Source organism: Salmonella enterica subsp. diarizonae (assembly GCF_008692785.1).
Lineage (GTDB): Bacteria > Pseudomonadota > Gammaproteobacteria > Enterobacterales > Enterobacteriaceae > Salmonella > Salmonella diarizonae.
In genome coordinates, this window is sequence record NZ_VXJV01000003.1 from 225,462 (window position 1) to 251,374 (window position 25,913).

At 52.2% G+C, this 25,913-nt stretch carries 20 protein-coding genes and 3 pseudogenes; 15 read left to right on the top strand and 8 right to left on the bottom strand.

The annotated features are described in order from the left end of the window. Positions 1 to 158: 158 nt before the first annotated feature. Complete coding sequence (locus F4V72_RS08040) at positions 159 to 1,646, top strand: M16 family metallopeptidase (protein ID WP_150342443.1); 1,488 nt, start codon at positions 159 to 161, stop codon at positions 1,644 to 1,646. A gap of 125 nt (positions 1,647 to 1,771) precedes the next feature. Here F4V72_RS08040 and F4V72_RS08045 read toward each other — a convergent pair whose 3' ends face one another. Continuing rightward, positions 1,772 to 2,701, bottom strand: coding sequence for a sugar kinase (locus F4V72_RS08045; RefSeq protein WP_053508009.1), 930 nt, complete (start codon positions 2,699 to 2,701; stop codon positions 1,772 to 1,774). A 229-nt stretch (positions 2,702 to 2,930) separates the two neighbouring features. On the opposite strand from F4V72_RS08045, the gene pdeH reads away from it, so the two are divergent. Together pdeH and F4V72_RS08055 are read left to right on the top strand one after the other, a co-directional pair. After that, positions 2,931 to 3,698 (top strand): cyclic-guanylate-specific phosphodiesterase, encoded by a 768-nt coding sequence (gene pdeH / locus F4V72_RS08050; protein WP_023247784.1) that lies wholly within the window; start codon positions 2,931 to 2,933, stop codon positions 3,696 to 3,698. Between the two features lie 110 nt (positions 3,699 to 3,808). Continuing rightward, the gene (locus F4V72_RS08055; protein ID WP_053508008.1) at positions 3,809 to 5,869 is read left to right on the top strand and encodes an AsmA family protein; all 2,061 of its coding nucleotides are present in this window, start codon (positions 3,809 to 3,811) and stop codon (positions 5,867 to 5,869) included. A gap of 71 nt (positions 5,870 to 5,940) precedes the next feature. Here F4V72_RS08055 and F4V72_RS08060 read toward each other — a convergent pair whose 3' ends face one another. From F4V72_RS08060 to F4V72_RS08070, 3 genes are all read right to left on the bottom strand, one after another. Next, the gene (locus F4V72_RS08060; RefSeq protein WP_023247786.1) at positions 5,941 to 7,263 is read right to left on the bottom strand and encodes an MFS transporter; all 1,323 of its coding nucleotides are present in this window, start codon (positions 7,261 to 7,263) and stop codon (positions 5,941 to 5,943) included. Positions 7,264 to 7,613: 350 nt separating this feature from the next. Beyond that, complete coding sequence (gene yhjD / locus F4V72_RS08065) at positions 7,614 to 8,642, bottom strand: inner membrane protein YhjD (RefSeq protein ID WP_023247787.1); 1,029 nt, start codon at positions 8,640 to 8,642, stop codon at positions 7,614 to 7,616. 71 nt (positions 8,643 to 8,713) lie between these two features. Further along, entirely contained in the window at positions 8,714 to 9,613 is a 900-nt protein-coding gene (locus F4V72_RS08070) for a LysR family transcriptional regulator (RefSeq protein ID WP_023247788.1), read from the bottom strand. Positions 9,614 to 10,243: 630 nt separating this feature from the next. Here F4V72_RS08070 and F4V72_RS08075 point away from each other — a divergent pair. Then, a complete protein-coding gene (locus F4V72_RS08075; RefSeq protein WP_063390907.1) occupies positions 10,244 to 10,846 on the top strand; it encodes a response regulator transcription factor in 603 nt (200 codons plus the stop codon). Positions 10,847 to 10,875: 29 nt separating this feature from the next. Here F4V72_RS08075 and F4V72_RS08080 read toward each other — a convergent pair whose 3' ends face one another. Then, positions 10,876 to 11,208 carry a glycoside hydrolase family protein gene (locus F4V72_RS08080; protein WP_023247790.1) on the bottom strand — a complete coding sequence of 111 codons (333 nt, stop codon included), beginning with the start codon at positions 11,206 to 11,208 and terminating at the stop codon, positions 10,876 to 10,878. Between the two features lie 280 nt (positions 11,209 to 11,488). Here F4V72_RS08080 and F4V72_RS08085 point away from each other — a divergent pair, with 280 nt between their 5' ends. After that, a complete protein-coding gene (locus F4V72_RS08085) occupies positions 11,489 to 13,078 on the top strand; it encodes an STY4199 family HEPN domain-containing protein (protein ID WP_023247791.1) in 1,590 nt (529 codons plus the stop codon). Between the two features lie 12 nt (positions 13,079 to 13,090). Here the strand turns inward: F4V72_RS08085 and F4V72_RS08090 are convergent, their stop codons facing one another. Beyond that, on the bottom strand, positions 13,091 to 14,740 hold the full coding sequence (locus tag F4V72_RS08090; RefSeq protein WP_000934254.1) for an alpha,alpha-trehalase: 1,650 nt from the start codon (positions 14,738 to 14,740) through the stop codon (positions 13,091 to 13,093). A gap of 325 nt (positions 14,741 to 15,065) precedes the next feature. Here F4V72_RS08090 and F4V72_RS08095 point away from each other — a divergent pair, with 325 nt between their 5' ends. From F4V72_RS08095 to F4V72_RS08110, 4 genes and pseudogenes are all read left to right on the top strand, one after another. Beyond that, positions 15,066 to 15,785: a GntR family transcriptional regulator gene (locus F4V72_RS08095; RefSeq protein ID WP_023176266.1), complete on the top strand. Its 720-nt coding sequence runs from the start codon at positions 15,066 to 15,068 to the stop codon at positions 15,783 to 15,785. A 175-nt stretch (positions 15,786 to 15,960) separates the two neighbouring features. Next, positions 15,961 to 16,546, top strand: a pseudogene (gene fraB / locus F4V72_RS08100) (6-phosphofructose-aspartate deglycase); the annotation flags it as partial. Further along, a pseudogene (locus tag F4V72_RS08105) lies at positions 16,540 to 16,647 on the top strand (fructoselysine 6-kinase); the annotation flags it as partial. The pseudogenes fraB and F4V72_RS08105, both read left to right, overlap by 7 nt. Then, positions 16,620 to 16,853 (top strand): annotated as a pseudogene (locus F4V72_RS08110) (L-asparaginase); the annotation flags it as partial. The pseudogenes F4V72_RS08105 and F4V72_RS08110, both read left to right, overlap by 28 nt. 46 nt (positions 16,854 to 16,899) lie before the next feature. Here the strand turns inward: F4V72_RS08110 and gorA are convergent. Continuing rightward, positions 16,900 to 18,252 carry a glutathione-disulfide reductase gene (gorA, locus tag F4V72_RS08115; protein WP_053508004.1) on the bottom strand — a complete coding sequence of 451 codons (1,353 nt, stop codon included), beginning with the start codon at positions 18,250 to 18,252 and terminating at the stop codon, positions 16,900 to 16,902. Between the two features lie 104 nt (positions 18,253 to 18,356). After that, positions 18,357 to 19,199 carry a 23S rRNA (adenine(2030)-N(6))-methyltransferase RlmJ gene (locus tag F4V72_RS08120; RefSeq protein WP_136057956.1) on the bottom strand — a complete coding sequence of 281 codons (843 nt, stop codon included), beginning with the start codon at positions 19,197 to 19,199 and terminating at the stop codon, positions 18,357 to 18,359. 210 nt (positions 19,200 to 19,409) lie between these two features. Here F4V72_RS08120 and F4V72_RS08125 point away from each other — a divergent pair, with 210 nt between their 5' ends. The 6 genes from F4V72_RS08125 (at position 19,410) to hxpB (ending at position 25,905) form a co-directional block, all read left to right on the top strand. Beyond that, positions 19,410 to 20,681, top strand: coding sequence for an acid phosphatase (locus F4V72_RS08125; protein ID WP_121767632.1), 1,272 nt, complete (start codon positions 19,410 to 19,412; stop codon positions 20,679 to 20,681). A gap of 181 nt (positions 20,682 to 20,862) precedes the next feature. Then, positions 20,863 to 22,905, top strand: coding sequence for an oligopeptidase A (gene prlC / locus F4V72_RS08130; RefSeq protein WP_023247798.1), 2,043 nt, complete (start codon positions 20,863 to 20,865; stop codon positions 22,903 to 22,905). Positions 22,906 to 22,911: 6 nt separating this feature from the next. Next, positions 22,912 to 23,664 (top strand): 16S rRNA (guanine(1516)-N(2))-methyltransferase RsmJ, encoded by a 753-nt coding sequence (rsmJ, locus tag F4V72_RS08135; protein WP_023247799.1) that lies wholly within the window; start codon positions 22,912 to 22,914, stop codon positions 23,662 to 23,664. A gap of 227 nt (positions 23,665 to 23,891) precedes the next feature. Further along, positions 23,892 to 24,626, top strand: coding sequence for a ribulose-phosphate 3-epimerase (locus F4V72_RS08140; protein WP_023247800.1), 735 nt, complete (start codon positions 23,892 to 23,894; stop codon positions 24,624 to 24,626). Beyond that, positions 24,616 to 25,173, top strand: a complete 558-nt coding sequence (gene hxlB / locus F4V72_RS08145) for a 6-phospho-3-hexuloisomerase (protein WP_023247801.1) — start codon at positions 24,616 to 24,618, stop codon at positions 25,171 to 25,173. Before F4V72_RS08140 ends, hxlB begins: the two co-directional genes overlap by 11 nt. Before the next feature lie 81 nt (positions 25,174 to 25,254). Further along, the gene (gene hxpB / locus F4V72_RS08150; RefSeq protein WP_070801589.1) at positions 25,255 to 25,905 is read left to right on the top strand and encodes a hexitol phosphatase HxpB; all 651 of its coding nucleotides are present in this window, start codon (positions 25,255 to 25,257) and stop codon (positions 25,903 to 25,905) included. Positions 25,906 to 25,913: the final 8 nt, after the last annotated feature.

A 25,913-nucleotide genomic window follows, 5' to 3' on the forward strand; every position in this document is an offset into this window, starting at 1 on the left:
TGCGCCCAAAGCATACAGCATGATGCTTAGGGATTATTTCACTTCTTCCGTGACATTTTTAGGTTCTTGCGGTCTAACACGAAGTGTTTTTACGTCATATTCAGGCACCCCTGCCGGGGCTGTCTTTTTATTACCAGGATTGTTGATCAGGGGTTCACATGCAGGGCACAAAAATTCGACTCTTAGCGGGCAGTCTGTTGATGTTGGCCTCTGCCGGCTATGTGCAGGCAGATGCGCTCCAGCCCGATCCGGCATGGCAACAGGGGACGCTGGCTAATGGGTTACAGTGGCAAGTGTTGGCTACGCCTCAGCGCCCCAGCGATCGTATTGAAGTTCGTCTGCAGGTTAATACCGGTTCGCTCACCGAAAGTACGCAACAGAGCGGGTTCAGCCATGCGATTCCCCGTATCGCGCTGACGCAAAGCGGTGGTCTGGATGCCGCACAGGTACGTTCTTTATGGCAGCAAGGGTTTGATCCTAAACGTCCCATGCCGCCCGTTATTGTTTCTTATGATTCCACGCTCTATAACCTCAGTTTACCCAATAACCGTAACGATCTGCTGAAAGAAGCGCTGACCTATCTGGCTAATGTTTCCGGTAAATTAACCATTACTCCAGAGACGGTGAATCATGCGTTAAGCAGCGAAGATATGGTCGCGACGTGGCCAGCAGATACTAAAGAGGGCTGGTGGCGTTATCGGCTGAAAGGGTCGGCGTTATTGGGGCACGATCCTGCCGAACCGTTAAAGCAGCCGGTAGACGCGGCCAAAATTCAGTCTTTCTATGAAAAATGGTACACCCCGGATGCCATGACGCTGATTATTGTCGGCAACATTGATGCGCGCTCCGTCGCCGAGCAAATCAATAAAACGTTCGGTACGCTGAAAGGTAAACGCGAAGCGCCCGCCCCAGTGCCGACGCTTTCGCCGCTGCGGGCGGAGTCAGTGAGCATTATGACCGATGCGGTGCGCCAGGATCGTCTCTCCATTATGTGGGATACGCCGTGGCAACCGATTCGCGAATCGGCGGCGCTGTTGCGTTACTGGCAGGCGGATCTGGCGCGCGAAGCGCTGTTCTGGCATATCCAGCAGGAGCTCACTAAAAATAACGCGAAAGATATTGGTCTGGGGTTTGACTGCCGGGTTCTATTTCTGCGCGCGCAGTGCGCCATCAATATTGAATCACCTAATGATAAGCTCAATACCAATTTGAGCCTGGTGGCGAATGAACTGGCGAAAGTACGCGATAAGGGTCTGTCGGAAGAGGAGTTTACTGCTCTGGTGGCGCAGAAGAATCTCGAATTGCAAAAGCTGTTCGCGACCTACGCTCGTACCGATACCGACATTTTGACTGGACAGCGTATGCGCTCGCTGCAGAATCAGGTGGTGGATATCGCGCCGGAGCAGTATCAGAAGCTGCGCCAGAATTTCCTCAACAGCCTGACCGTCGATATGCTCAATCAGAATCTACGTCAGCAGCTATCGCAGGAGATGGCATTAATTTTGCTGCAACCGCAAGGCGAGCCGGAATTTAATATGAAGGCGTTAAAGGCGACGTGGGATGAAATCATGGCACCGGCGACTGCCGCCGCTGTTGAAACGGATGAGGCGCATCCGGAAGTGACGGATACGCCGGCGGCACAGTAACCTGCCGCCCGTCGGCCCGAGCCCTGTGTAAAATGCCGGATGGCGGCGTGACCGCCTTATCCGGCACAGGCACAACGTTCACGCAGGTCCGGTAAGCGCCGCGCCATCGGGCAAAAGCGAATGACTTACTGCGGCATCGCGTCGTGCGGAATAATCGCCCCACGGTACTGAATCACGGTGCTGGCCGTCAGGTGCCCACGCTTCGCGGCATCCGTCGCGCTGCCGCCCGACAAACGAACGGCCAGATAACCGGCGCTGAAGGAGTCGCCTGCGGCAGTGGTGTCTATCACTTTCTCTTTCGGGAGTTTGACCGCCGGAACGTCAATGAGCGCCTCGCCCTGAATCGAGACCAGGCAAGAGTCCGCCCCGCGTTTTACCACCACTTCCTGTACGCCTGTCGCATGGGTGCGGGCAATGACCTCTTCCACCGGTTTCTTACCCCATAGCGCGTCTTCATCGTCCAGCGTCAGGAAGGCGATATCGGTACATTCCAGCATCTTTTGATAGACCTGCTGCGTTTCTTCGCGACTTGTCCATAAACGCGGGCGATAGTTATTATCAAAAATCACTTTTCCGCCGTTGTCGCGACATTCACGCAATAAAGACAGCAGCTTATCACGGCTGGCCGGGCTTAAAATCGCGAGGCTGATGCCGCTCAGGTAGAGGTAATCGAAGGTCGCCAGCGACTTACAGATAGCCGCCGTCTGCTCGCTCTCCAGCCAGAATTTCGCCGCCGCTTCGTTACGCCAGTAGTAGAAGGTACGCTCGCCAGTGTCGTCGGTTTCGATGTAATAGAGACCTGGCAGACGATTTTCCATCCGCTGCGTTAGCGATGTATCCACATTTTCATGCTGCCACGCCTCCAGCATCTGTTGGCTGAAACTGTCGGTACCCAGCGCCGTCACATAGTGAACGGTCAAGGCGGCAGAATCGACCTGACGGGCAATATAAATGGAGGTATTCAACGTGTCGCCGCCGAAGCCGCGCTGAACATCAGCGCCTTTCTGCGACAGTTCAATCATGCATTCGCCAATCACGGCAATCTTTTTAGACATAGTCGTGAACCTGATCTGTAAAAATTAGCGTTAGTGTGCGCTGTGGATGTTTAGTGGTCAATCATATTAAAACATCGTTCCATTATTTTTTTGAGCCCAAACGTATTTCTGACAGGTTTTCGTGACCTGTTTTTATTTTGCCTGGGACCGAGGGTAAAGTTCTCTGCCTGAACGCCGATAACCTTTGACGAGTCCGGACAGTCACACTCCCATTAACAGGACAACTGAGATGATAAAGCAGGTTATCCAGCAGCTAAACGTTCCTGATGCAGGTATAGAGAACTTGCAGGAACGGCGCTATTGGCTGCAATGCGAGCGTGCCTATACTTACCAGCCGATATACCAGACGAATGGCCGTCTGATGGCGGTTGAACTTCTGACTGTCGTAACCCATCCTGATAACCCTTCCAGACGTATTGCCCCGGATCGTTATTTTGCGGAATTAGCGGTTCGACACCGCATTGACGTAGTGAAAGAACAACTTCATCAGCTTGAACAAAAAGCGGATTTTTTCACTTGTCATCACTTATTGGCATCGGTCAATGTCGACGGCCCTACGCTGATTGCCATGCGACAACAGCCGGACATTCTGGCAACGATGGAACGCTTACCCTGGCTGCGTTTCGAGCTGGTGGAACATATTCGTTTGCCAAAAGACTCCTCTTTCGCCTCGATGTGTGAGTTCGGCCCGCTATGGCTGGATGATTTTGGTACTGGTATGGCCAACTTTTCAGCGCTGAGCGAAGTGCGGTATGACTATATTAAAGTGGCGCGAGATCTGTTCGTCATGCTGCGTCAGACCCCGGAGGGGCGCAACCTGTTCATTCTGCTGCTGCAACTGATGAACCGCTACTGCCGCGGCGTTATTGTCGAAGGCGTGGAAACGCTGGAAGAGTGGCGTGATGTACAGCGCTCACCCGCCTTTGCCGCCCAGGGCTATTTTCTTTCCCGACCCGTGCCGCTGATATCGCTCGAAGAGGTAATTTTGACCTTGTAACGCCAGACTGTTCCCCGTAATACGTGGTATTACGAGGCGCGGTCGTCCTCCTTTTTCGTCTGACTGGACTATCTTTAGGACAGGCAAGGGAAGAAGTGAGGAAATAACACATGACTAAAGCAGGCAAAATAACCGCCGCCATCACAGGGACTTTCTTGTTGTTGATCGTCATAGTGATTGTGTTGATCGCAACATTTGACTGGAACCGCCTCAAACCGACCATCAACCAGAAAGTCTCTACCGAATTGAACCGGCCTTTCGCTATTCGAGGCGATGTAGGTGTGGTGTGGGAACGCCAAAAACAGGAGACCGGCTGGCGAAGCTGGGTACCGTGGCCACATGTTCATGCGGAAGACGTCATTCTCGGCAATCCGCCGGATATTCCGGAAGTAACGATGGTGCATCTGCCACGCGTTGAGGCGACACTCGCCCCGCTGGCGCTCCTGACCAAAACCGTCTGGCTGCCGTGGATCAAACTGGTGAAACCCGACGCGCGTCTTATTCGCCTGTCCGAGAAAACCAATAACTGGACCTTTAACCTCGCGCAAGACGAGAATACGGACCCCAATGCTAAACCTTCCGCCTGGTCCTTCCGGCTGGATAATATTCTCTTCGACCAGGGGCGAATCGCGATCGATGATAAGGTCAGCAAAGCGGATATCACTATTCTGATAGATCCGTTGGGCAAACCGTTGCCGTTCAGCGAAGTGACGGGAACGAAAGGCAAAGAGGACAAATCCAGCGTGGGCGACTATGTCTTCGGCCTGAAAGCGCAGGGGCGTTATAACGGGGAGCCGTTGACCGGTACGGGGAAAATAGGCGGTATGCTGGCGCTACGCAGCGAAAGTACGCCTTTTCCTGTGCAGGCCGATTTCCGCTCTGGTAATACGCGGGTGGCTTTTAGCGGCGTGGTGAACGAACCAATGAAAATGGGCGGTGTCGATCTGCGGCTTAAATTCTCTGGCGATTCACTGGGCGATTTATATGATTTAACCGGCGTGCTGCTGCCGGATACGCCGCCGTTTGAGACCGATGGGCGATTAGTGGCGAAAATTGACGCCGAAAAGTCGTCGGTATTTGATTATCGTGGTTTTAACGGGCGTATTGGCGACAGTGATATCCACGGCTCCCTCACTTATACCACCGGTAAACCGCGTCCTAAACTGGAAGGTGAGGTCGAATCGCGCCAGTTACGACTGGCCGATCTTGGGCCGCTGATTGGCGTGGATTCCGGGAAAGGCGCTGAGCAGTCGAAACGGTCTGAACAGCGCAAAGGCGAGAAGAATGTTCAGCCGGCGGATAAAGTGTTGCCTTACGATCGCTTCGAAACCGACAAATGGGACGTCATGGACGCCGATGTCCGGTTTAAAGGCCGGCGTATTGAGCATGGCGGCAGTCTGCCGATTAGCGATCTTTCGACCCATATCATCCTGAAAAACGCCGACTTACGTCTACAGCCGCTGAAGTTTGGTCTGGCAGGCGGCAGTATTGTATCCAACATCCATCTGGAAGGGGATAAAAAGCCGATGCAGGGGCGGGCGGATATACAGGCACGTCGGCTGAAGCTTAAAGAACTGATGCCGGATGTGGAGCTGATGCAGAAAACGCTGGGCGAGCTGAACGGCGATGCGGATATTCGCGGCACGGGCAACTCGGTCGCCGCGCTGCTTGGCAACAGTAACGGTAATCTCAAATTATTGATGAATGACGGATTGATTAGCCGCAACCTGATGGAAATCGTGGGGCTGAACGTCGGCAACTATATTGTCGGGCAGATTTTTGGCGATGACGAAGTGCGGGTTAACTGCGCGGCGGCGAATCTCAATATTGCGAACGGCGTAGCGCGACCGCAAATTTTTGCTTTTGATACGGAAAATGCGCTGGTTAACGTGACCGGTACGGCGAGCTTCGCCTCTGAACAGCTCGATTTAACCATTGATCCGGAAAGTAAGGGGATTCGTATTATTACGCTGCGATCGCCGCTTTACGTGCGCGGGACATTTAAAAATCCGCAGGCGGGCGTCAAGCCCGGTCCGCTGATTGCGCGCGGCGCGGTTGCGGCAGCGCTGGCGACGTTGGTAACGCCCGCTGCCGCGTTACTGGCGCTAATTTCGCCGTCTGAAGGCGAAGCCAACCAGTGCCGGACGATTTTAACGCAGATGAAGCAGTAACGTGAAACGTAGCGCCGGATGACGACGCAAAACGTCTTATCCGGCCTACGTCGCGCCATCTGGCCGCCCTATTACAGCGACTGGTGGCGCGTCTCATGGATTAACAGCAACGCAATCAGCGTCAGCGCCGCCATTGACGCCAGGTAAACTCCTACCGCCGCCAGCCCGTAGTGGCTTTGCAGCCATGCGGCAATATACGGCGCGACGGAAGCGCCCAGAATCGATGACACATTGTAGGAAAACGACGCGCCGGTATAGCGCACTTCCGTCGGAAACAGCTCCGGCAGTAGCGCTCCCATTGGGCCGAAGGTCAGCCCCATCAGACTCAAACCTAACAACAGGAACACAAATACCAGCGCCGGATTGCCTGAACCCAGCAGTGGGGTAAAGGCGAACAACGCGAAGAGAATGATGAGCGTGGTAATGATAACCATGCTTTTCCGACGGCCAAATGCGTCCGCCAGCAGGCCGGCGACGGGCACCATCACGCCGAAACCCATCACCGCCATCATCAGCATCCACAGTATTTCATTGCGCGGCAGGCCAAGTCCCACCGGCGCGGCGGCGGTGCTGTAAGTCATGGAATAGACGGTCATGATATAGAACAGTGTGTAGGTCGCCAGCATGATAAACGTGCCGAGAATGGTTACGCGGACATGTTTCGTCAGCAACGTGCCCAGCGGTATTTTCACCTGCTTTTTCGCTGCGGCCACTTTCGCAAACACTGGCGTTTCATGCAGCGACACGCGCACATACAGACCGATAATCACCAGCACCGCCGAGAAGATAAACGGCACGCGCCAGCCCCAGCTCATAAACTGCTCATCGGTCAGCAGCCAGGAGAGTAACAGGAAGGTGCCATTGGCAAAAAAGAAGCCGATCGGCGCACCCAACTGCGGGAAAGATCCATACAGCGCGCGTTTCCGCGGCGGCGCATTCTCTGTCGCCAATAACGCTGCGCCGCCCCATTCGCCGCCCAGCCCCAGCCCCTGGCCGAAACGCGCCAGCGCCAGCAGCAGCGGCGCGAAAATACCCATCGTCGCGTAGCCCGGCAACAGACCGATAATGACTGTTGAGATCCCCATCGTCAGCAGCGAAGCCACCAGCGTGACTTTGCGGCCTACCCGGTCGCCGAAATGACCGAATAGCGCAGAGCCAATCGGACGCGCCACAAACGCGATAGCGAAGGTGGCGAGCGATTGTAGCGTTGCCGCAGTGGGATCGCCCTGTGGGAAGAAGATATGGGGGAACACGATCACCGCTGCGGTGGCGTAAATATAGAAGTCGAAGAACTCAATCGCGGTGCCGATAAGCGAGGCAATAACGACTTTATTGCGTGAGTTTACCGGAACATGTTCCTGTTCATGGTCGAGTGTTGTGGCGGTTGCTTGCATACTATTTTCTTATTTTTAGCGAACGAATAGCCATATTACGCACAGCAAAAGTTATATTTCAATGTGTAACAAAAGCAAAAGATGGTCAAAAAAAGCGCAAAAAGGGGATAATGTTTAAGCCAGCCATTTTGCGTCTATGAAATGCTTCACATAATTTTAAAATTAGTGAATAAGACTGGTTTTTGGTTAAATAAAAGTTAATTACTGGATTTATATGCTGAAGCAATGGGATGTGGCGGAAGGACGTGCCTGATTGTACCGCTGGGTACGCTTTGCTTGCCCGGCCTGGGTCCACACAGCAGTAGGCCGAATGACGACGCCGTGCGTGCCATCCGGCAGCAAGTCGCAGATTAGCGTTGCGTTTTACCCGGCATTCGCGGGTCGTCCTTGTATTCGGCGGTCGCTATCCAGGCCGCGCAGAATAACGTCAGGCGAGCAAAAAAGTAGAAGAATGCCATCAGACCGAGTACGGAGCCAAACGCCGCGCCGGAAGGCGATTTCACCAGCGATGGCAGCGTATAGGTCATAATGATTTTAATCACCTCAAAACCGATAGCGGCGATAAATGTCCCGCGAATCAATGCCTTTTTACGTGGACGATGGCGAGGCAGTCGCCAGAAAATCCAGAAAAAAAGCAGATAGTTGGCAAAAATAGAGATGGCCAGACCGATCAAATGCCAGGCTGGTTTTAACCATTCGATGCTGTCGAGATATAAGGCGGAGATAATCATCTGCTGGGCGGAACCGGCGATGGAAGTGATGGAAAGCGTAATGATTAAAGCGACCAATAATCCAATCAGTGAGATAAAATCGCGCAGATATTTGAGCCAGATTTTCTCCTGGTCCTGCGGCGTTCTCTCCCAGACGTCCCGTGACTGGGCGCGAATCGCTTCTCGCAGGTTGCCCATCCAGTTAACGCCGGAATAGAGCGCGATACCCAGTCCGACCAGCCCAACCGTGGTACGCTGTTGAACCGCCGTAGTAATCGTGTTCTTAAGCGTGGACGCCAGCGTAGGATCGCTCACATTCATCAATATCTTGCTGAAAATATCTTCCAGTAGATTAGGGTGCGAGGCGAGGATAAAACCTGCTGCGGCAAAGGACACCATCATTATCGGGATCATCGACAGAAACGAGAAGTAGGTGATAGCTGCGCCAAACTGATTGCCCAGTCGATCGTTAAAACGTTCGGTCGCGCGAATGAGGTGGGCCACCATCGGTTGACGCTGAATTTTTTGCATCAGGGTGGTGACGGCATGCAACGCCTGATTTGCCTTTTCGTTTTTTTCCGGCGCATCTTGCGGCTGCATTTCTATTTTTTGTATCGGGTCGTGTTCCAGTTCCTGAATAGGGCGTTTTACGTCATTTTCCTGCGTCATCAGGTCGGTAGTCCTTCATCATTAATAGAGTAGTCAGTATAGCTTCTCCCCGGCTGATGCTGAAAACGCGGCTACTCTGCGGCCTCTTTGATAGTCTCGGTCAGCCATACCATAAACAGATGTATCCGGCGGGAAAGATTACGGCGATGAGGATAATGCAGCGTTACCGGCAGTGGAGCGGCGCGATATTGCGGCAAAATTTCAATGAGCGTTCCGGCGCGTAAAGCCTCACGCACAACAATGCGCGGCGTCTGAATGATCCCTAACCCTGCCAGACAAGCTGCATGCCAGGTCTCCGTACTGTTTACAGTTAGCATTCCGCCGGTTTTTACCCACTGTATACCGTGGGAGGTTTCGAAGGCAAAACCCGGTGAAGAGGCTCCTGGCGTCAATGAATAATGCACCACCGCATGCGAGGCGAGATCGTCAAGGTTTTCCGGATACCCAAAGCGCGCCAGGTATTGTGGACTGGCGCAGTTCACCCTCGTCAGTTTGCCAAGCGGGCGCGTTAATATCCCTGGCGCGTGTAGCGGCTCTGTACGCACCACGCAGTCGAAATCTTCCCGTAGTAAATCAACCTGTCGATCGCTACTACAAAGTTCCAGTGCAATGCCGGGATAATGATGTAAAAAAGTGGGCAGGCGCGGCATGATTAGGCTGTTTGTGAGACCCGGCGGTATATCTATTCGTATTTTGCCGCTGATACTGGCGGGGTCAGACTGAAAAAGGCCTTCCAGTTCATCCAGGTTACTCAACAGATCTTTTGCCCGTTCGTAGTAAGCCATTCCGTCCTGCGTAAGCTGTACCCGCCGGGTGGTGCGGTGGAGCAGGCGCGTGCCCAGTTGATTTTCCAGCGCTTGTATCTGCCGTGAAACGCTGCCTTTGGGGAGGCCGACATCCTCTGCTGCGCGGGAAAAACTTTCCCGTTCCGCCACGCGTACAAACAATTTCATTGCATATATTTTATCCATCATCAGGCTCTATTATTGTTTTTATTGAAACAGTGACGCTGAAGCGGCTGGTTTTATTGATTTTCTAGCATCTAATAAGCACTTTCGCAATCATTGTCCGCGTGATGAATAGGTCTGATCACGCTGTGCAACGGATTTATCCCTTCAAGTCAGGTTGTGCAGCGCCAAAAAGTCGTTAAACGGGACGAGGGCGGTAAAATGCGTCGATAAAAGTGGGTGCGGCAGGGCGGAAAATGTGCGTGGATAGACGGTATTTGAATTGACCCATCGTCGCAGTTTTCAGGGCTGACCGGTTATTTTTTAACGCGGTGTGCTAATTTATATTTTGTAACATACCAGATGGAAGACAGATGTTTCTTTTGCGGCGCGCCAGGCATATTCTTCTTGATAATTAATATTAAAGTTAGCGTTTTATGTTGTTGCTAATAAGATATTCCTTAAATTAAAGCGCTAATTCTGGCTAATTATGTAATCCCGATGTTGAAGCTGTAAATATTCATAACCCCTCTCTTCCTCAACTAATGGCTATCGGTAAAATGGTCTATGCCAAATGGCGACTTCTTATTTTACCCTACGGGGAATACCCTTCCTCATCTTGAGTCTATTATTTTACTGAGGCGGAGAAAAGTAATGCAGGTAATCATGTTTGACAGGCAGTCAATATTTATTCATGGAATGAAAATCAGTTTGCAGCAACGTATTTCAGGAATAAGTATTCAGAGTGTCGGTCAGGCAGAAGAACTCTGGCAAAAAGTAGAAAGCGCGCCGGATGCGCTGATCATGCTGGATGGCGGCCAGGATGCTGAATTTTGCCGTGAGGTGCTACAAAGAATCGCGCGGCAATTTCCTGAGGTGAAGATTATTATCACGGCGATGGAAGGCAGTCAAAAGTGGCTGCATGAAATGATGCAATTTAACGTTCAGGCCGTGGTGCCGCGTGATTCTGATGCCGATACCTTTGCCCTTGCGCTCAATACTGTCGCTCGCGGGATGATGTTTTTACCGGGGAATTGGTTAAATTCAACGGAACTGGCGTCCCATGATATAAAAGCGTTAAGCACCCGCCAGCGAGAAATTTTACAGATGCTTGCCGCAGGAGAATCAAATAAACAAATTGGTCGGGCGTTAAATATTAGTACCGGGACAGTTAAAGCGCATCTTGAGTCGCTTTACCGGCGGCTGGATGTGAAAAATCGTACTCAGGCCGCCATGATGTTAAATGAATCGAATTAACAACGTTAAATTTACAGTCCGCAGATTCCTCACTGTGAAATATCACTCGTATTAATTAATGATAAAAAACGCTGATGTCCGATGCTGAACATCAGCGCAATAAGCGTTTCGTGTTGAAACCGATCATTAAGCTCCGGCAGGCAGGTCTGTAGCAATTTATCGCAGTTATTGAGGTCATCCAGCAAGAATGCCTCCGCCTGTTCGGGCGTAATGAACGTCAGTGTTTCATCCGGCGTCAGCATATGTCCGTAACCAATCACCCAATCCCCCTGTCGATCGCGATACTTTTCCAGCGACAGACCTTGCCACTGTTTAATAAACGCGATGCAGGCGGAACTAAAGCGAGATGAAATGTGCGGCATGGCGTCTTTCTCATAAAAATCGCGATTATAAAGTGTGCGGCAAGCATGACCAGTGGTCAGACGGCCAAACGCTGGCAGGGAAAAGGTCTATACCGTTCAGCGTAACGCCACGTTGACAGAATGAAAAGCTGATGTTTTAGGTTAGCAACCGATCTTCTTATAAATTTGCAATGATAAAGATTAAGTCACTGAAATGTGGCTAAATCTGTTATATCTATGAAAAAACATAATTAAAAGAAAACTAAGATCTCGTCGCGGGATCGTCTTTTTAGGGAAGATAATGACGAATAGCGCTTCGCAGGCGACACATGCGCCTTTTGAACATAGCCTGGGGATTATCCGCCAGGCGTCAATGGAAATACTGCTGCTGCTGGGTGTTCATACCGCAGAGGGAAAAGAGCCTCGGTGGTTCATGGAACAGCTTGAGCAGGCGCGCCTTAATCTGGGCGGTTGGGGCGCGGTGGCGAAAAAATTGCGGATAAATGACGCGCAGTTGAGCCAGTTTATGCTGCAACTGCGTCATCTTCAGCAGCATGTCCCCCAGTATGACAGCGGACAAGAGGTCACAGAAAATCAACTGCTTGCCGCGTTGCGTTTTGTCACCTCGCTGGAACATCTACGTCAGCAACAGCCGCTACTGACGTATCAAACTGAACTGGAAGAACCCGACCAGGAGGCGCATCTTGAGGCGCAGCGTCAGCTTCGGGCGATAGAGCTGACGTTAAAAGCGCTTATTGCGCGCGCATGGCCGGATCGGGCGTCTCTGAATCACTACCTTAAACAGCATTTCGGCCCGGACCGTTTGCGCCAGTGGTTAAAACAGGGAGAAGATCAACATGCGCTGGAAGGCATGTTGTTCAGCGAGCTGGCGCTCATGGTGGTCGATAAGAAATTGTTTGCCCGTCATTACGTCAGAATTTTTAATGACGCCTCGGCGTTGACGCTGTTCGCCGAGTCGCGCACCACTCTGCGTATGTTTCTGGATGATTGCCGCCTCGCGCGAAACGAGGTTATCGCCAGGCAGCCGCTCACCTCAGCGCGGCTTATGCTGCTAAACGTTCAGTATCAGCAAATCGTTCGACCCATCCAGCGCGCCTATGCCGAAAAGCGTACTCGCGTGAATCCCGCTTCGTTTCTGCTGGCGGATGAACGGGAATTGCGCCAGTTCTGGGAAACCGCACGGCTTAAAGATCGACAGGCCGGAGGAGATAAGCATGAGATTAGTGAGAGCATAGAGCCGCCGCGTAAACGGCCGCCGCGCACGCCTGAAGAACGTGATCAACTGATTTCCGGCGCTTTGTGGGGCGGGGTCGGCGTAATGACTCTGGCGATACTGGCGGGCGTATTCTGGCTGTTCAGTTCGCCCTCGCCGGGCGACGGGGCCGGGCAAACTCTCGCGATTGCGCAGGATGAGCCGCCACGCGAGGCGCCCTCCGCGCGGGAAACGATCACCCATATGGGCATTACCTGGGATACGTATAACATGCGGGCGGCGATAGATCGCAATGATACGCGGGTGACGGCGCTGTTCCTACAGGGCGGAATGAACTGGCAACTCGCGTGGACGGAGCAAGCGTTTGCGGCGGGACATACCGAGGTGCTGCAACTGTTGTTACGTTATCCCGCGCTGATGGATGAGGTAAAACCTTGCCGACGATTTATCACAACGTTAAGCCACGCCATGTCGAGCGGCGCGCCGCTGACCGCGATGCATAAAACCTATTTGCAAACGTTTTGCACCGTTCCGGCCGTTGTGACGCGCCAGCAGCACGATACGGAGCAGGCCCGATTACGCGCTCAGGCCCGACCCAGCGCAGACAATAAAAAATGGTTTAAAATTCAGTCAGCCATTTATGATGCGATTCACTGAGGCCGGAGCAGGTTAAGGCTCTCCATAAAGGCCAATCAGGCGGCGCACCACGCCATTGGTCCAGCCGAATCCATCCTGTAGCGGATACTCACCCCCGCCGCCTTCGCGGGGCGTACCGCCGGAAATATGGTATTTCTCAATCAGTTTATGGTGCTCCTGATAAAAATGGTTCACCGTTTTTAACCAGTTATGGGCGATTTCATCGCCCAGCATATCGTCGCCATACAGTTTGAAGCCCTGGATCGCCATCCATTGCAGCGGCGCCCAGCCGTTCGGTTTATCCCACTGTTCGCCGGTTTCGTATTCGGTCGCCATAATTCCGCCGGGCGTTAACAGGCGGCTGCGTACCACATTTGCCAGACGGTCGGCCTGTTCATGGTTTGCCATACCGACATACAGCGGCACGATACTGGCGGCGGAAAAGAGCGCCATTTCTTCGCGTCGCCAGTCATAGTCCCGATAACAGCCGTTTTCATCATCCCACAGATAATGGTTCACGGCGGCGCGGCGATCGCTGGCTTTCTGACGAAATAGCGCTTCGGTGTCACGTTCGCCTTTCAGCGCTGAAATATTGGCGATGGCGCTCTCCAGTTTGTACAGAAAAGCGTTCAAATCGATGGGGATAAACTGGGTTGTGCGTATGCTGGCAAGCCGACCCGCATCGCGTAGCCAGCGTGAAGAATAGTCCCATCCGGACGCTGCCCCGGCGCGTAAATCCCGGTAGACTTCATTGGGCGGACGGCCGGAATGTTTCGCGGTTTCGACATCTTCCAGCCACGACTCGTCGCGCGGCGTGTCGCGATCGTCCCAGTAGCGGTTCAGCAGGGAACCGTCCGGCATCCGCACAACGTGGCGATAAGCCTGGTTGAGCGCCAGTGATTCGGCGCCGTCCATCCAGAAGGCGTATTCCATTTTGAGATGGTCGAGATAACGCCGCGCGCCGCGCACGCCGTCTTCTTCAAACAGTTCAACCATCAGGGCAAAAACTGGCGGCTGGGAACGGCTCAGGTAATAGGTCCGGTTGCCGTTGGGAATATGCCCGTAGTTTTCAATCATCCAGGCGAAATTATCCGCCATACATTTAAGTAAGTCTTCGCGCCCGCTTTCCGCCAGACCCAGCATGGTAAAATAAGAGTCCCAATAATAGGTTTCGCTAAAACGGCCACCCGGCACGATATAGGATTGCGGCAGGGCCAGCAGCGAAGACCACGGAATATGATCCTGCGGTTCGCGCGTCAGTATCGGCCAAAGCTGGTCAATATGTTCTTTGAGCGAGTTTTCGGGGTTAGAGACATACTCGCTGGATAAGGTTTCCGGTAGCCAGAAATGGTTTTCGACGAAGCGGCGTAAGTCAAAATCACGGTGGCGTCTGACCTTACGGTAGCGGATCAGAATATCAAGCGGGTCCATCTTCGGCGCGCAGTCCGGGAACGTTTTACTGTCTGGAAACAGTTTTGTTGACTGTACATGCTCGAACAGTTCGAGATACCGATCGGCAGGGGTCAGGGCGTCAGAGGCGGGAAGCCCCTCGATCATCTCCGGCTCCGGTTCTGCCTCGATCATTTCATCCAGCTTTAACTCGCACGGGTCTGTTTCATAAAGCAGATCGACATCAATAGTCAGATCTTCAGAAGGCGTGGGGTTTAATTTCTGGTTGAGCATAATGACAAGGACCTCCGGCTTGCGTCGTAAAAGATACGGGTGTTGCCCGGCTGTCTATTAAGCGTAGACATTCGCTTCGATACCTGGGTTGCAAAGTGTGCGGTAGATCACATTTTACAATTTACCTGCCAAGAAAAATTATTAATAACTTACTGAATATTATAGTGAAAAACCTGTTTTCATGACGCCTCCCCCAGACCTAAAATCAGAACATTCGTTTCGCAGCGGTATAACTACGTAACCGCATGGCGTGGATTCACAAGCAAAGGTAACATAAATAGTTATAATACAGGCTATGGCATTAAGATAATACAAATGGATACAAATGATCGAGCAACCCGACAGTAATAGCGCCAAACCGCTTTATAAGCAGCTTGAAGCCGCTTTAAAAGAGGCTATTGCGCGTGGAGAGTATAAACCAGGCCAGCAGATCCCGACGGAAAATGAGCTGAGCGCGCGCTGGCAGGTGAGTAGGGTCACGGTCCGTAAGGCGCTGGATGCGCTGACGCGTGAAAATTTGCTGACCCGTGTGTCCGGCAAAGGCACCTTTGTCTCCAGTGAGAAATTTCAGCGCAGTATGACCGGCATCATGAGTTTCAGCGAGTTATGCCAGTCCCAGGGACGTCGCCCGGGGTCACGCACCATCAAATCCGTTTTTGAATCGGTAGACGATGAGACAAAAGCGTTACTGAATATGAACGATGGCGAAAAAGCGGTCGTCATTGAACGTATCCGCTATGCCGACGATGTGGCGGTATCGCTGGAAACCGTACATCTTCCCCCACGTTTCGCGTTTTTACTGGAAGAAGATCTTAATAATCACTCTTTGTATGAATGCTTACGCGAGAAATACCATTTATGGTTTACCCACTCCCGTAAGATGATCGAACTGGTTTATGCCAGCTTTGAAGTCGCCCATTATCTCGGCGTCAACGAGGGTTATCCACTGATCCTGATAAAAAGTGAAATGATTGATAACAAAGGAGAACTCTCCTGCGTTTCGCAACAGTTGATCGTCGGCGATAAAATACGCTTTACCGTATGATGCCAGCGTTACGGTAACGGAGAGCAGGCTGAATCGGGAGCCAGATCGCGGCTCCCGATTTTTTTTGATTTTCATCTTGATCAAATGTCTTTAAATACCCTATAAAAATGACAATACATTATGAGTCATTTGTGGCGAATCCTCGTCTGTATCATTGATGGAATCAGAGGAAAGCATGATGGGTATGAAAGAGACAGTTAGCAATATTGTGACCAGCCAGGCAGGCAGAGAAAGGGGGCGTTAAACACCTCTATTACGTGGCGTGCGGCGGTTCTTATGCGGTGTTCTATCCGGCAAAAGCATTTTTAGAAAAAGAAGCGAAAGCGTTGACTGTCGGTCTGTATAACAGCGGAGAATTTATTAACAATCCGCCGGTAGCACTGGGAGAAAATGCCGTTGTGGTTGTCGCCTCTCACAAAGGTAATACGCCAGAGACAATTGAAGCGGCTGAAATCGCCCGTCAGCACGGCGCGCCGGTCATTGGTTTAACCTGGGTGATGGATTCACCGTTGGTGGCGCATTGCGACTATGTGGAAACGTACACGTTTGGCGACGGTAAAGATATTGCCGGCGAGAAAACGATGAAAGGCCTGCTGAGTACGGTCGAACTGCTCCAGCAGACGGAAGGGTATGCGCACTACGACGATTTTCAGGATGGCGTCAGCAAAATCAACCGTATCGTCTGGCGCGCTTGCGAGCAGGTTGCGGAACGCGCGCAGGCGTTCGCTCAGGAATATAAAGACGATAAAGTCATTTACACATTTTGCAATCGGGTATGGCGGAACCCGATAAAGAAAGCGTGCTATGCGCCCTGCGGCAGGGCGGGAAATCGGCGGCGCAGGCTCGGTCTCGGTACGCAGCGACGCGGGGATTAAAAAAGCGGAGAAAGCCGGGATTATCGTGGTGCGCGCTTCCCGCACCGGAAATGGCGTAGTACCGCTGGATAAAGGACAGCCAGGGCTGGTGTCTGATTCGCTCAACCCGGCGAAGGTGCGGGTCTTGTTGATGACGGCATTAACTCAGACGCATAATCCGGAACTGATCCAGAGTTATTTCAGTACGTATTAACCATGAAGGCCTGTGCGCCCATCCTCTAAGGTGGGCGCACAAGATATTAACGCATGGTAACAAACTCTTCTGACGCGGTCGGGTGGATGGCGACGGTATTATCGAAGTCTTTCTTGGTAGCACCCATCTTCAGCGCCACCGCGAAGCCCTGCAACATTTCATCCATGCCGAAGCCGATACCGTGGATACCCACAATTTTTTCTTCCGGTCCGACGCAGACCAGCTTCATACGGCACGGTTGGCGGTGCGTCGTCACCGCGGTATACATGGCGGTAAACGATGATTTATAGACTTTCACCTGCTCGTCGCCGTACTGCTCGCGCGCCTGCGGCTCGCTTAACCCGACGGTGCCGATAGGCGGATGGCTAAAGACCACGGTCGGGATGTTGCTGTAGTCCAGATGCTCGTCCGGCTTGTTGTTAAACAGACGTTCGGAGAGACGGCGACCGGCGGCGACCGCGACTGGCGTTAACTCCACCGCGCCGGTGTTATCGCCAACAGCGTAAATGCCCTCTACGTTCGTGTTCTGCAACTTATCGACGATGATGTAACCTTTTTCATTGGTTTTCACGCCCGCAGCCGCCAGATTAATATTGTCGGTCGACGGTTCGCGACCAATGGCCCAGATCAGGCAATCAACGGTTTCAGTGCGGCCATCTTCCAGTTCCAGAGTCAGACTGCCGTCGGCGTTTTTCACCACCGCTTTCGGCACTGCGTGAGTATGTAGCTGCGGGCCTTCGGCGTTCATCACCTCAACCAGCGTTTCGCTAATCATCGGGTCAAAACTGCGCAGCGGCGCATGTTTACGGACAAACAGATGCGTTTTCGCCCCCAGGGCGTTGATAACGCCAGCCAGTTCAACGGCGATATAACCTGCACCTACGACCGCGACGCGCTCCGGCAAGGCAGGCAGCGCAAAGAAACCGTCGGAATCAATGCCGTATTCCACGCCAGGAATCCCAGGATGGCTCGGACGGCCGCCGGTAGCGATCAAAATATGATCGGCGGTGATAGTTTCGCCGTTCACTTCAATGGTTTTGGCATCGACAAAGCGGGCAAAGCCTTTAATCACATCCACGTTATTTTTGCCCAGCACGTTGTCGTATGAAGTATGGATGCGGTCAATATACGCGGTACGGCTGGCAATCAGCTTGCTCCAGTCGAACTGATTAATCGTGGCGTCAAAACCGTAGTCCGGGCCATACAGATGAATCGCTTCACGAATCTGCGCGGCATGCCACATCACTTTTTTCGGCACGCAGCCCACGTTAACACAGGTGCCGCCCAGTTCTTTGGCTTCGATGAGCGCGCATTTCTGGCCGTACATGGCGGCGCGGTTAATCGAGGCGATACCGCCGCTGCCGCCCCCGATAGCGATGTAATCATAGTGTTTGGTCATGACCGCTCCTTTATGTTCGTTGTCGGACGGATAGATTCTGCGCTACCCGCCAAAATATTCGCGATTGTATACCTGAAGGTGAAAGGTTCCACCGATGGCTGTGATTACTCCAGCACGATCCAGCTTACCGAAGTGTGCCCATGACCGTTCGGCGCCAGCCTGCTGTGCAGCCACGGTAGCACGTTGTTCATCTGCTGCTCCAGTTTCCACGGCGGGTTAACCACGATCATACCGGACGCCGTCATCCCGCGCTGATCGCTGTCCGGGCGGATCGCCAGCTCAATTTGCAAGATTTTACGGATGCCGCTGGCCTCCAGATCATGGATCATGCGCTTAATCTGCTGACGGAGTACCACCGGATACCATAGCGCGTATGTACCGGTGGCGAAACGTTTATAACCCTCGCTGATGCCGCTGACTACCGCCTGGTAGTCGGTTTTAATTTCATAAGGCGGGTCAATGAGGATCAGACCGCGGCGGGAAACCGGCGGCAATTTGGCTTTCAGTTGCTGATAGCCGTCGGCGCGTTCCGCGCGCGCGCGGTTGTCTTTTTGAAACTCCGTGCGCAACAGTGGGAAGTCGCTGGGATGCAATTCCGTGAGTTGCAGACTGTCCTGCTCACGCAGCAACTGGCGGGCGATTAACGGAGAGCCCGGATAGTAGCGTAACTGCCCGCTGCGGTTGAAATGTTTTACGACGCTAATATACGGCTCCAGTTCGGCGGGCAGATCGTCCTGCTGCCAGATACGGGCGATGCCTTCCAGATACTCTCCGGTACGTTCAGCATGTTCGCTGCCCAACTGATAACGCCCCGCGCCCGCGTGCGTGTCCAAATAGAGAAACGGTTTTTCTTTCTCTTTTAGCGACTCGATGATCAGGCTCTGAACAGTATGTTTAAGGACATCGGCGTGGTTGCCTGCGTGAAAGCTGTGACGATAACTGAGCATGGATACAGATATTCCGGGAAGTAAACAAGTTAACCGATAGTTTACCGCAGATCCGCGCAGATTACCCCAGTACCGCCATGTTGTTTCGCGCGTTGTGAAAGTATTGCAAGACGTGTTCGTATCATCAAACCGTCAAATGAGCAGGCCAGCATCGCCTGTGGGCAAGGTAGTGGTTTTGACCTGGCGTTATTTTTAATGAAAGGAACCATAATGAAACTACACATTACTGTACTGGCGTCATCTCTGGCGCTGGCGCTGCCGGTACTGGCGAAAGATATTCCCCTGTCCCAGGCGGAGTCGATAGCGAAAATCGTGACGCCCGACTCGGCGAGCGTCGCCTTTAATGACCTTGAGTTTCAATGGCTGACACAGTTGCGCAAGGCATTACAAGGCGATGCCGCCGCGTTGACTCGCGACGCCCTGGCTCAGATGCGACAAAATTCCGTCCAGGCGGATAACGCCTGGTTACAGGCTAGCGGTTATGATTTTCATACCACTAAGAATCAACAGGTGGGAATTACCCTGCTTTCCGCCTTCAATACATTGCCGGAAGCAGTATTGAAAGACAATCTGGCGACGGTGACGGCGATTAATCACGATGCCGATGTTAATACCCGTCACCAGGCGCTGGCGGATGCGGAAAGCGTGGGCTATCTCTATTTCCTGAGCGACGCGATGGGGCCGCGGCTGGGGCGGGCATTTCTTACCGCTTATGATAAAGGTGAGTTGGGCAAAGCGGCGGCGCTGATTAAAGCCTCGGAAGTCAGCACCAGCGCGGCGAAAAAATATTTTCACTACCCGCGTCCTTTCCAGGTGCCGGGTAATACTATCCATCTGACGCCGGACGATGTGGTGGTAAAAGATGGTCATCCTTATACCGCGGGTGGCGGTTCTTTCCCCAGCGGTCACACGAACGTCGGTTATACGGATGCGCTGTTGATGGCGGAAATGATCCCGGAACGCTTTGATGCGCTGGTGATTCGCGGCGCGCGTTATGGCTATTCCCGCCTGGTCCTTGGCGTACACTATCCGCTGGATGTGATGGGCGCGCGGATGGTCGCGCAGCGTAATGTCGCGCACTATCTTAACGATCCGCATTATCGTACGTTGTTCAACGAAGCTCGCGCTCAATTGCGCGAGGCGCTGGTGAAAGAGTGCGGTACGACGATTGTCGAATGCGCGGCATCGGCCGGAAAAGACGATCCGTACCGCGATCCGGCCATGCATACCTTTTACCGTTTCACCATGACCTATAACCTGCCGCAACAGAAAGGCGAGCATCAGCCGCTGAAAATACCAAAAGGTGCGGATGTTCTGCTACAGGCCGCGCTACCGAATTTTTCAATGGCACAGCGTCAGGCGCTAATGGAAGAGACGGCGTTACCGGCAGGATATCCGTTATCGGGCGAGACCGATGACCAACAGTTCTGGCAGCGTCTGGATCTGGCCGCTGCTTACGAGATGGCGAGAAAAATGCGCTAACGTTGTCACCCGGCTTATAAAGCGTAAGCCGGGATGATGTTTAAGGGGCGGCTTATTGCAGCGATACCCACGTCTGTACGCTGTCCATCATTGAAATTCCCCTCACTATCCCCCATTCTAGATCACATCGCGAGAGCGCCAAAAGCGCGCTCCACTCACCTTCTTCTACAGGACTGCGCATATGACCAATCCATTACTGACGTCTTTTTCACTGCCGCCTTTTTCTGCAATTAAACCGGAGCATGTGGTGCCTGCGGTCACCCAAGCGTTGGCTGATTGCCGGGCGGCGGTAGAAGGCGTTGTGGCGCATGGCGCGCCGTATACCTGGGAAAATCTTTGCCAGCCGTTGGCGGAAGTCGACGATGCGCTGGGACGAATCTTCTCCCCGGTGAGTCACCTTAACTCGGTGAAAAATAGCCCGGAGCTGCGCGAAGCCTACGAACAGACGTTGCCGTTGCTGTCTGAATACAGCACCTGGGTTGGGCAACATGAAGGGTTGTACAACGCGTATCGCGACCTGCGCGATGGCGATCATTACGCCACTCTGAATACAGCACAGAAGAAAGCGATTGATAATGCGCTGCGTGATTTTGAACTGTCCGGCATCGGCCTGCCGAAAGAGAAACAGCAGCGTTACGGCGAAATCGCCACTCGCCTGTCTGAGCTGGGCAACCTGTACAGCAATAACGTGCTGGACGCAACGCAGGGCTGGACGAAGCTCATTACCGATGAAGCCGAGCTGACGGGAATGCCGGAAAGCGCGCTCGCCGCTGCTAAAGCGCAGGCCGAAGCAAAAGCGTTGCAGGGCTACCTGTTGACGCTGGATATTCCAAGCTACCTGCCAGTGATGACTTACTGCGACAACCAGGCGTTGCGCGAAGAGATGTATCGCGCCTATTCCACTCGCGCCTCCGATCAGGGGCCGAACGCGGGGAAATGGGATAACAGCCCGGTGATGGAAGAAATTCTTGCGCTGCGCCATGAACTGGCGCAACTGCTGGGCTTCGAAAATTATGCCCATAAATCGCTGGCCACCAAAATGGCGGAAAATCCGCAGCAGGTGCTCGATTTCTTAACCGATCTGGCGAAACGTGCTCGTCCGCAGGGGGAAAAAGAGCTGGCGCAACTGCGTGCCTTCGCGAAAGCGGAGTTCGGCGTCGACGAGCTGCAACCGTGGGATATCGCGTACTACAGTGAAAAGCAAAAACAGCACCTGTACAGCATCAGCGATGAGCAGCTACGTCCGTACTTCCCGGAAAACAAAGCCGTGAATGGCCTGTTTGAAGTGGTGAAACGCATTTACGGCATCACCGCGAAAGAGCGCGCTGATGTGGAGGTGTGGCATCCGGATGTTCGTTTCTTTGAGCTGTATGACGATAACAACGAGCTGCGCGGCAGCTTCTACCTTGATCTGTATGCGCGTGAAAACAAACGTGGCGGCGCGTGGATGGACGACTGTGTCGGCCAAATGCGTAAAGCGGATGGCACATTGCAAAAGCCGGTCGCTTATCTGACCTGTAATTTCAACCGTCCGGTAAACGGTAAACCCGCTCTGTTTACCCATGATGAAGTGATCACCCTGTTCCACGAGTTTGGTCATGGCCTGCATCATATGCTGACCCGCATTGAGACCGCCGGGGTCTCCGGTATCAGCGGCGTGCCGTGGGATGCGGTCGAACTGCCAAGTCAGTTTATGGAAAACTGGTGTTGGGAACCGGACGCGCTGGCGTTTATCTCTGGTCATTATGAAACTGGCGAGCCGTTGCCGAAGAAATTGCTGGATAAAATGCTGGCGGCGAAAAACTATCAGGCGGCGCTGTTTATTCTGCGTCAACTGGAGTTCGGTCTGTTTGATTTCCGTCTACATGCGGAATTTAACCCGCAGCAAGGGGCGAAAATTCTTGAGACGCTCTTTGAAATTAAAAAACAGGTCGCCGTGGTGCCGTCACCGACATGGGGCCGCTTCCCACATGCGTTCAGCCATATCTTTGCTGGCGGCTATGCGGCAGGCTACTACAGCTATCTGTGGGCCGACGTACTGGCGGCGGACGCTTATTCCCGCTTTGAGGAGGAGGGCATTTTCAACCGTGAGACCGGTCAGTCATTCCTTGATAACATCCTGACTCGCGGTGGTTCTGAAGAGCCGATGGAACTCTTTAAACGCTTCCGTGGCCGTGAACCACAACTGGACGCGATGCTGGAGCATTACGGGATTAAAGGCTGATTTTACGTGCAAATCTGCTTAATAGATGAAACGGGCGCCACAGACGGCGCCTTATCTGTTCTGGCTGCCCGCTGGGGACTGGAGCATGACGAAAACAACCCGATGGCGCTGGTACTGACTACAGCGCATCTGGAGCTGCGCAAGCGCGACGAATCGAAGCTCGGCGGCATTTTCGTCGATTTTGTCGGCGGCGCGATGGCCCATCGACGTAAGTTTGGCGGCGGGCGCGGCGAAGCGGTGGCGAAGGCGGTCGGTATTAAGGGCGATTATCTGCCGGATGTGGTTGATGCCACGGCGGGGCTGGGGCGCGATGCGTTTGTGCTGGCGTCAGTCGGTTGCCGCGTGCGGATGCTGGAGCGTAATCCGGTGGTGGCGGCCTTACTGGATGACGGTCTGACGCGCGGCTACGCAGATGCGGACATCGGCCCGTGGTTGCAGCAACGTTTACAGTTGATTCATGCTTCCAGCCTGACGGCGCTGACTGATATCATTCCGCGCCCGCAGGTGGTCTACCTCGATCCAATGTTTCCTCACCGGCAGAAAAGCGCGCTGGTGAAGAAAGAGATGCGGGTGTTTCAGTCGTTGGTGGGGCCGGATTTAGACGCCGACGGACTGCTGGAACCGGCGCGTCAGTTGGCGACCAAACGCGTGGTGGTTAAACGTCCCGATTATGCGCCGCCGCTGGCGGATGTCGCGACGCCCAACGCCATCGTCACCAAAGGCCACCGGTTCGATATTTACCCGGGAACGCCGGAGTAATGCAGTAATTTAATCTTCATTTGCATAATCGTGTTTGTTTGTGCGCTTTTGTACTGAAAGCGCATTTGCTTATCTTCTTTTTTGTCTATTTAATCAATTGAAAATTAAAGTGTTTTTTAATTGTTTTCGACCGTGATCACAGTTCAGCTATCTTTACATAGTTAATGCGTTTTTGTGCGCATATCATTTAAATTCATGCATAATTGCGCATTTCAGGAGAGATCACAATGAGTAAAAGGACGGTTGCTGATGTTGTTTTATCGCCTTCTTTGATGTGTACAGATTTGCTGAGTTTAAGCGACTCGGTGAGGGAACTGGAGGAAATAGGTGTAGACGCGCTACATATTGATCTTATTGATAGCACGTTTAGTCCCAGTATGCCGTTGGGCTTAGAGGTAATCAGGCAATTACGTGAAAAAACGAATCTCGATTTTGATATCCATATTATGTCGATGAATAATGAGTGGTTTATTAAACAGGCGCTCGATATTGGTGTACGGCGGGTTTCATTCCATTATGAAACGTCACTGCATCCCGACAGGCTGGTAAATCTAATTAAGAAACAAAAAGTTGAAGCGGGAATCGCACTCAACCCCGCCACCAGTTTACGTTCACTTGACTATCTTCTTCCTTCGTTAGATTACGTTTTACTTATGCTGATTAATCCGGGGTTTGCCAGTAATAAAGATGAACAGCAGGTTCCTTATGCGGAAGATAAAGTCCGCCATCTGCATGCCCGGATTGCGGAGGCAGGAACTCATACTGCAATACAGGTTGATGGTAGAGTCTCATTTGCCACCATTCCTGGGTTGGTCGCGGCGGGGGCGAGTAATCTGGTACTCGGCAGCACTGGGCTTTTTTTCCGTGGGGCCACGCTTATGGAGAACAAGTCACAATTAAATGAAAAAATCGCTGCGGGACTGGCGCAACGGGCGAAGGGGGGAGTGGCCTGTGAGTTATAAAGCGAATCAGAAACGTGTATTACATGAGTTAAACGCCACTTTGGAAAACATTGCATCTAAGGATGTTGAGCGGTTACTGGAGATGATTGAAGCTGCTGATAGTGTCTTTTTCGTGGGGGTTGGAAGAGTCTTATTGTCTTTGGAAGCCATAGCTAAACGGTTAGCGCATCTGGGAATCAAAACGTATGTGGTCGGGCAAATAACAGAACCGGCAATTACCAAAAATGATCTTCTGATTGTTGGATCGGGTAGTGGTGAAAGTATGTTTCCCGTGGGTATAGCCAGAAAAGCGAAAAGTTTTAATGCCCAAATTGTACATATTGGTGCTAATGCTGAAAGTAGCATGAAAGAGTTGTGCGACCATTTTGTTCGTATTCCGGTAAAATCAAAACTTAATCTGGCGTCTGAAATCCCTTCGGTTCAACCGATGACATCGCTTTTTGAACAATCACTTCTGTTACTTGGCGATATTATTGCGCTCCAGTTCATTGATAATCATAAAATTAATATGGAATTGCTCTGGCAATATCATGCCAACCTTGAATGAATAAAAATTTAAATGACAAATTTATATGCCATGACTCAGTAATTATTGACTGTGTTATGGCATTTTTTATAAGGAGTAAAAATGTCAAAGATCATTATTTTTGATATGGATGGCGTACTTATTGATTCTGAACCTGTATGGCAACAGGTTGAATGCGAATTTTATCTTAGACATTACAATATCTCTCTCGGCCCAAAGGATTTTGATTTATTCACAGGGATGCCGGTGGGTATTTTCCTGCGGAAGTTGCATGAAAATCATGGTTTTCCGACTAATAATCTGCCGCAAATTCAGGACACTATAGTTGCCCAGGTTGCAGAAAAAATACGTCAACAACCGAAACCTATCGCGGGTATCTTTGAGTTACTTAATTATCTACAGCGGCGGGGAACGTTAATGGCTGTAGCCTCTTCTTCACCGCAATATCAAATAGATAATGTTCTTAATACACTTAACATCAGGCACTATTTTTCTGCCGTAGTTTCCGCAGACGGGCTTTCGTACGGCAAACCGCACCCGGAAATATTTTTGACTGCTGCCGCAATGTTGAAGGCAGAACCGGAAACATGTCTGGTGATTGAAGATTCATTAAATGGTGTTATTGCAGCGAGGGCTGCCGGGATGCGCGTTATTGCATTACCTGCTGAACACCAACAAAATGACCCGCGTTTTACTATTGCCGACACAGTAATTTTGAACCATTGCCAAGTGTTAGAGTGGTTGACTGCATAAAAAAGCAG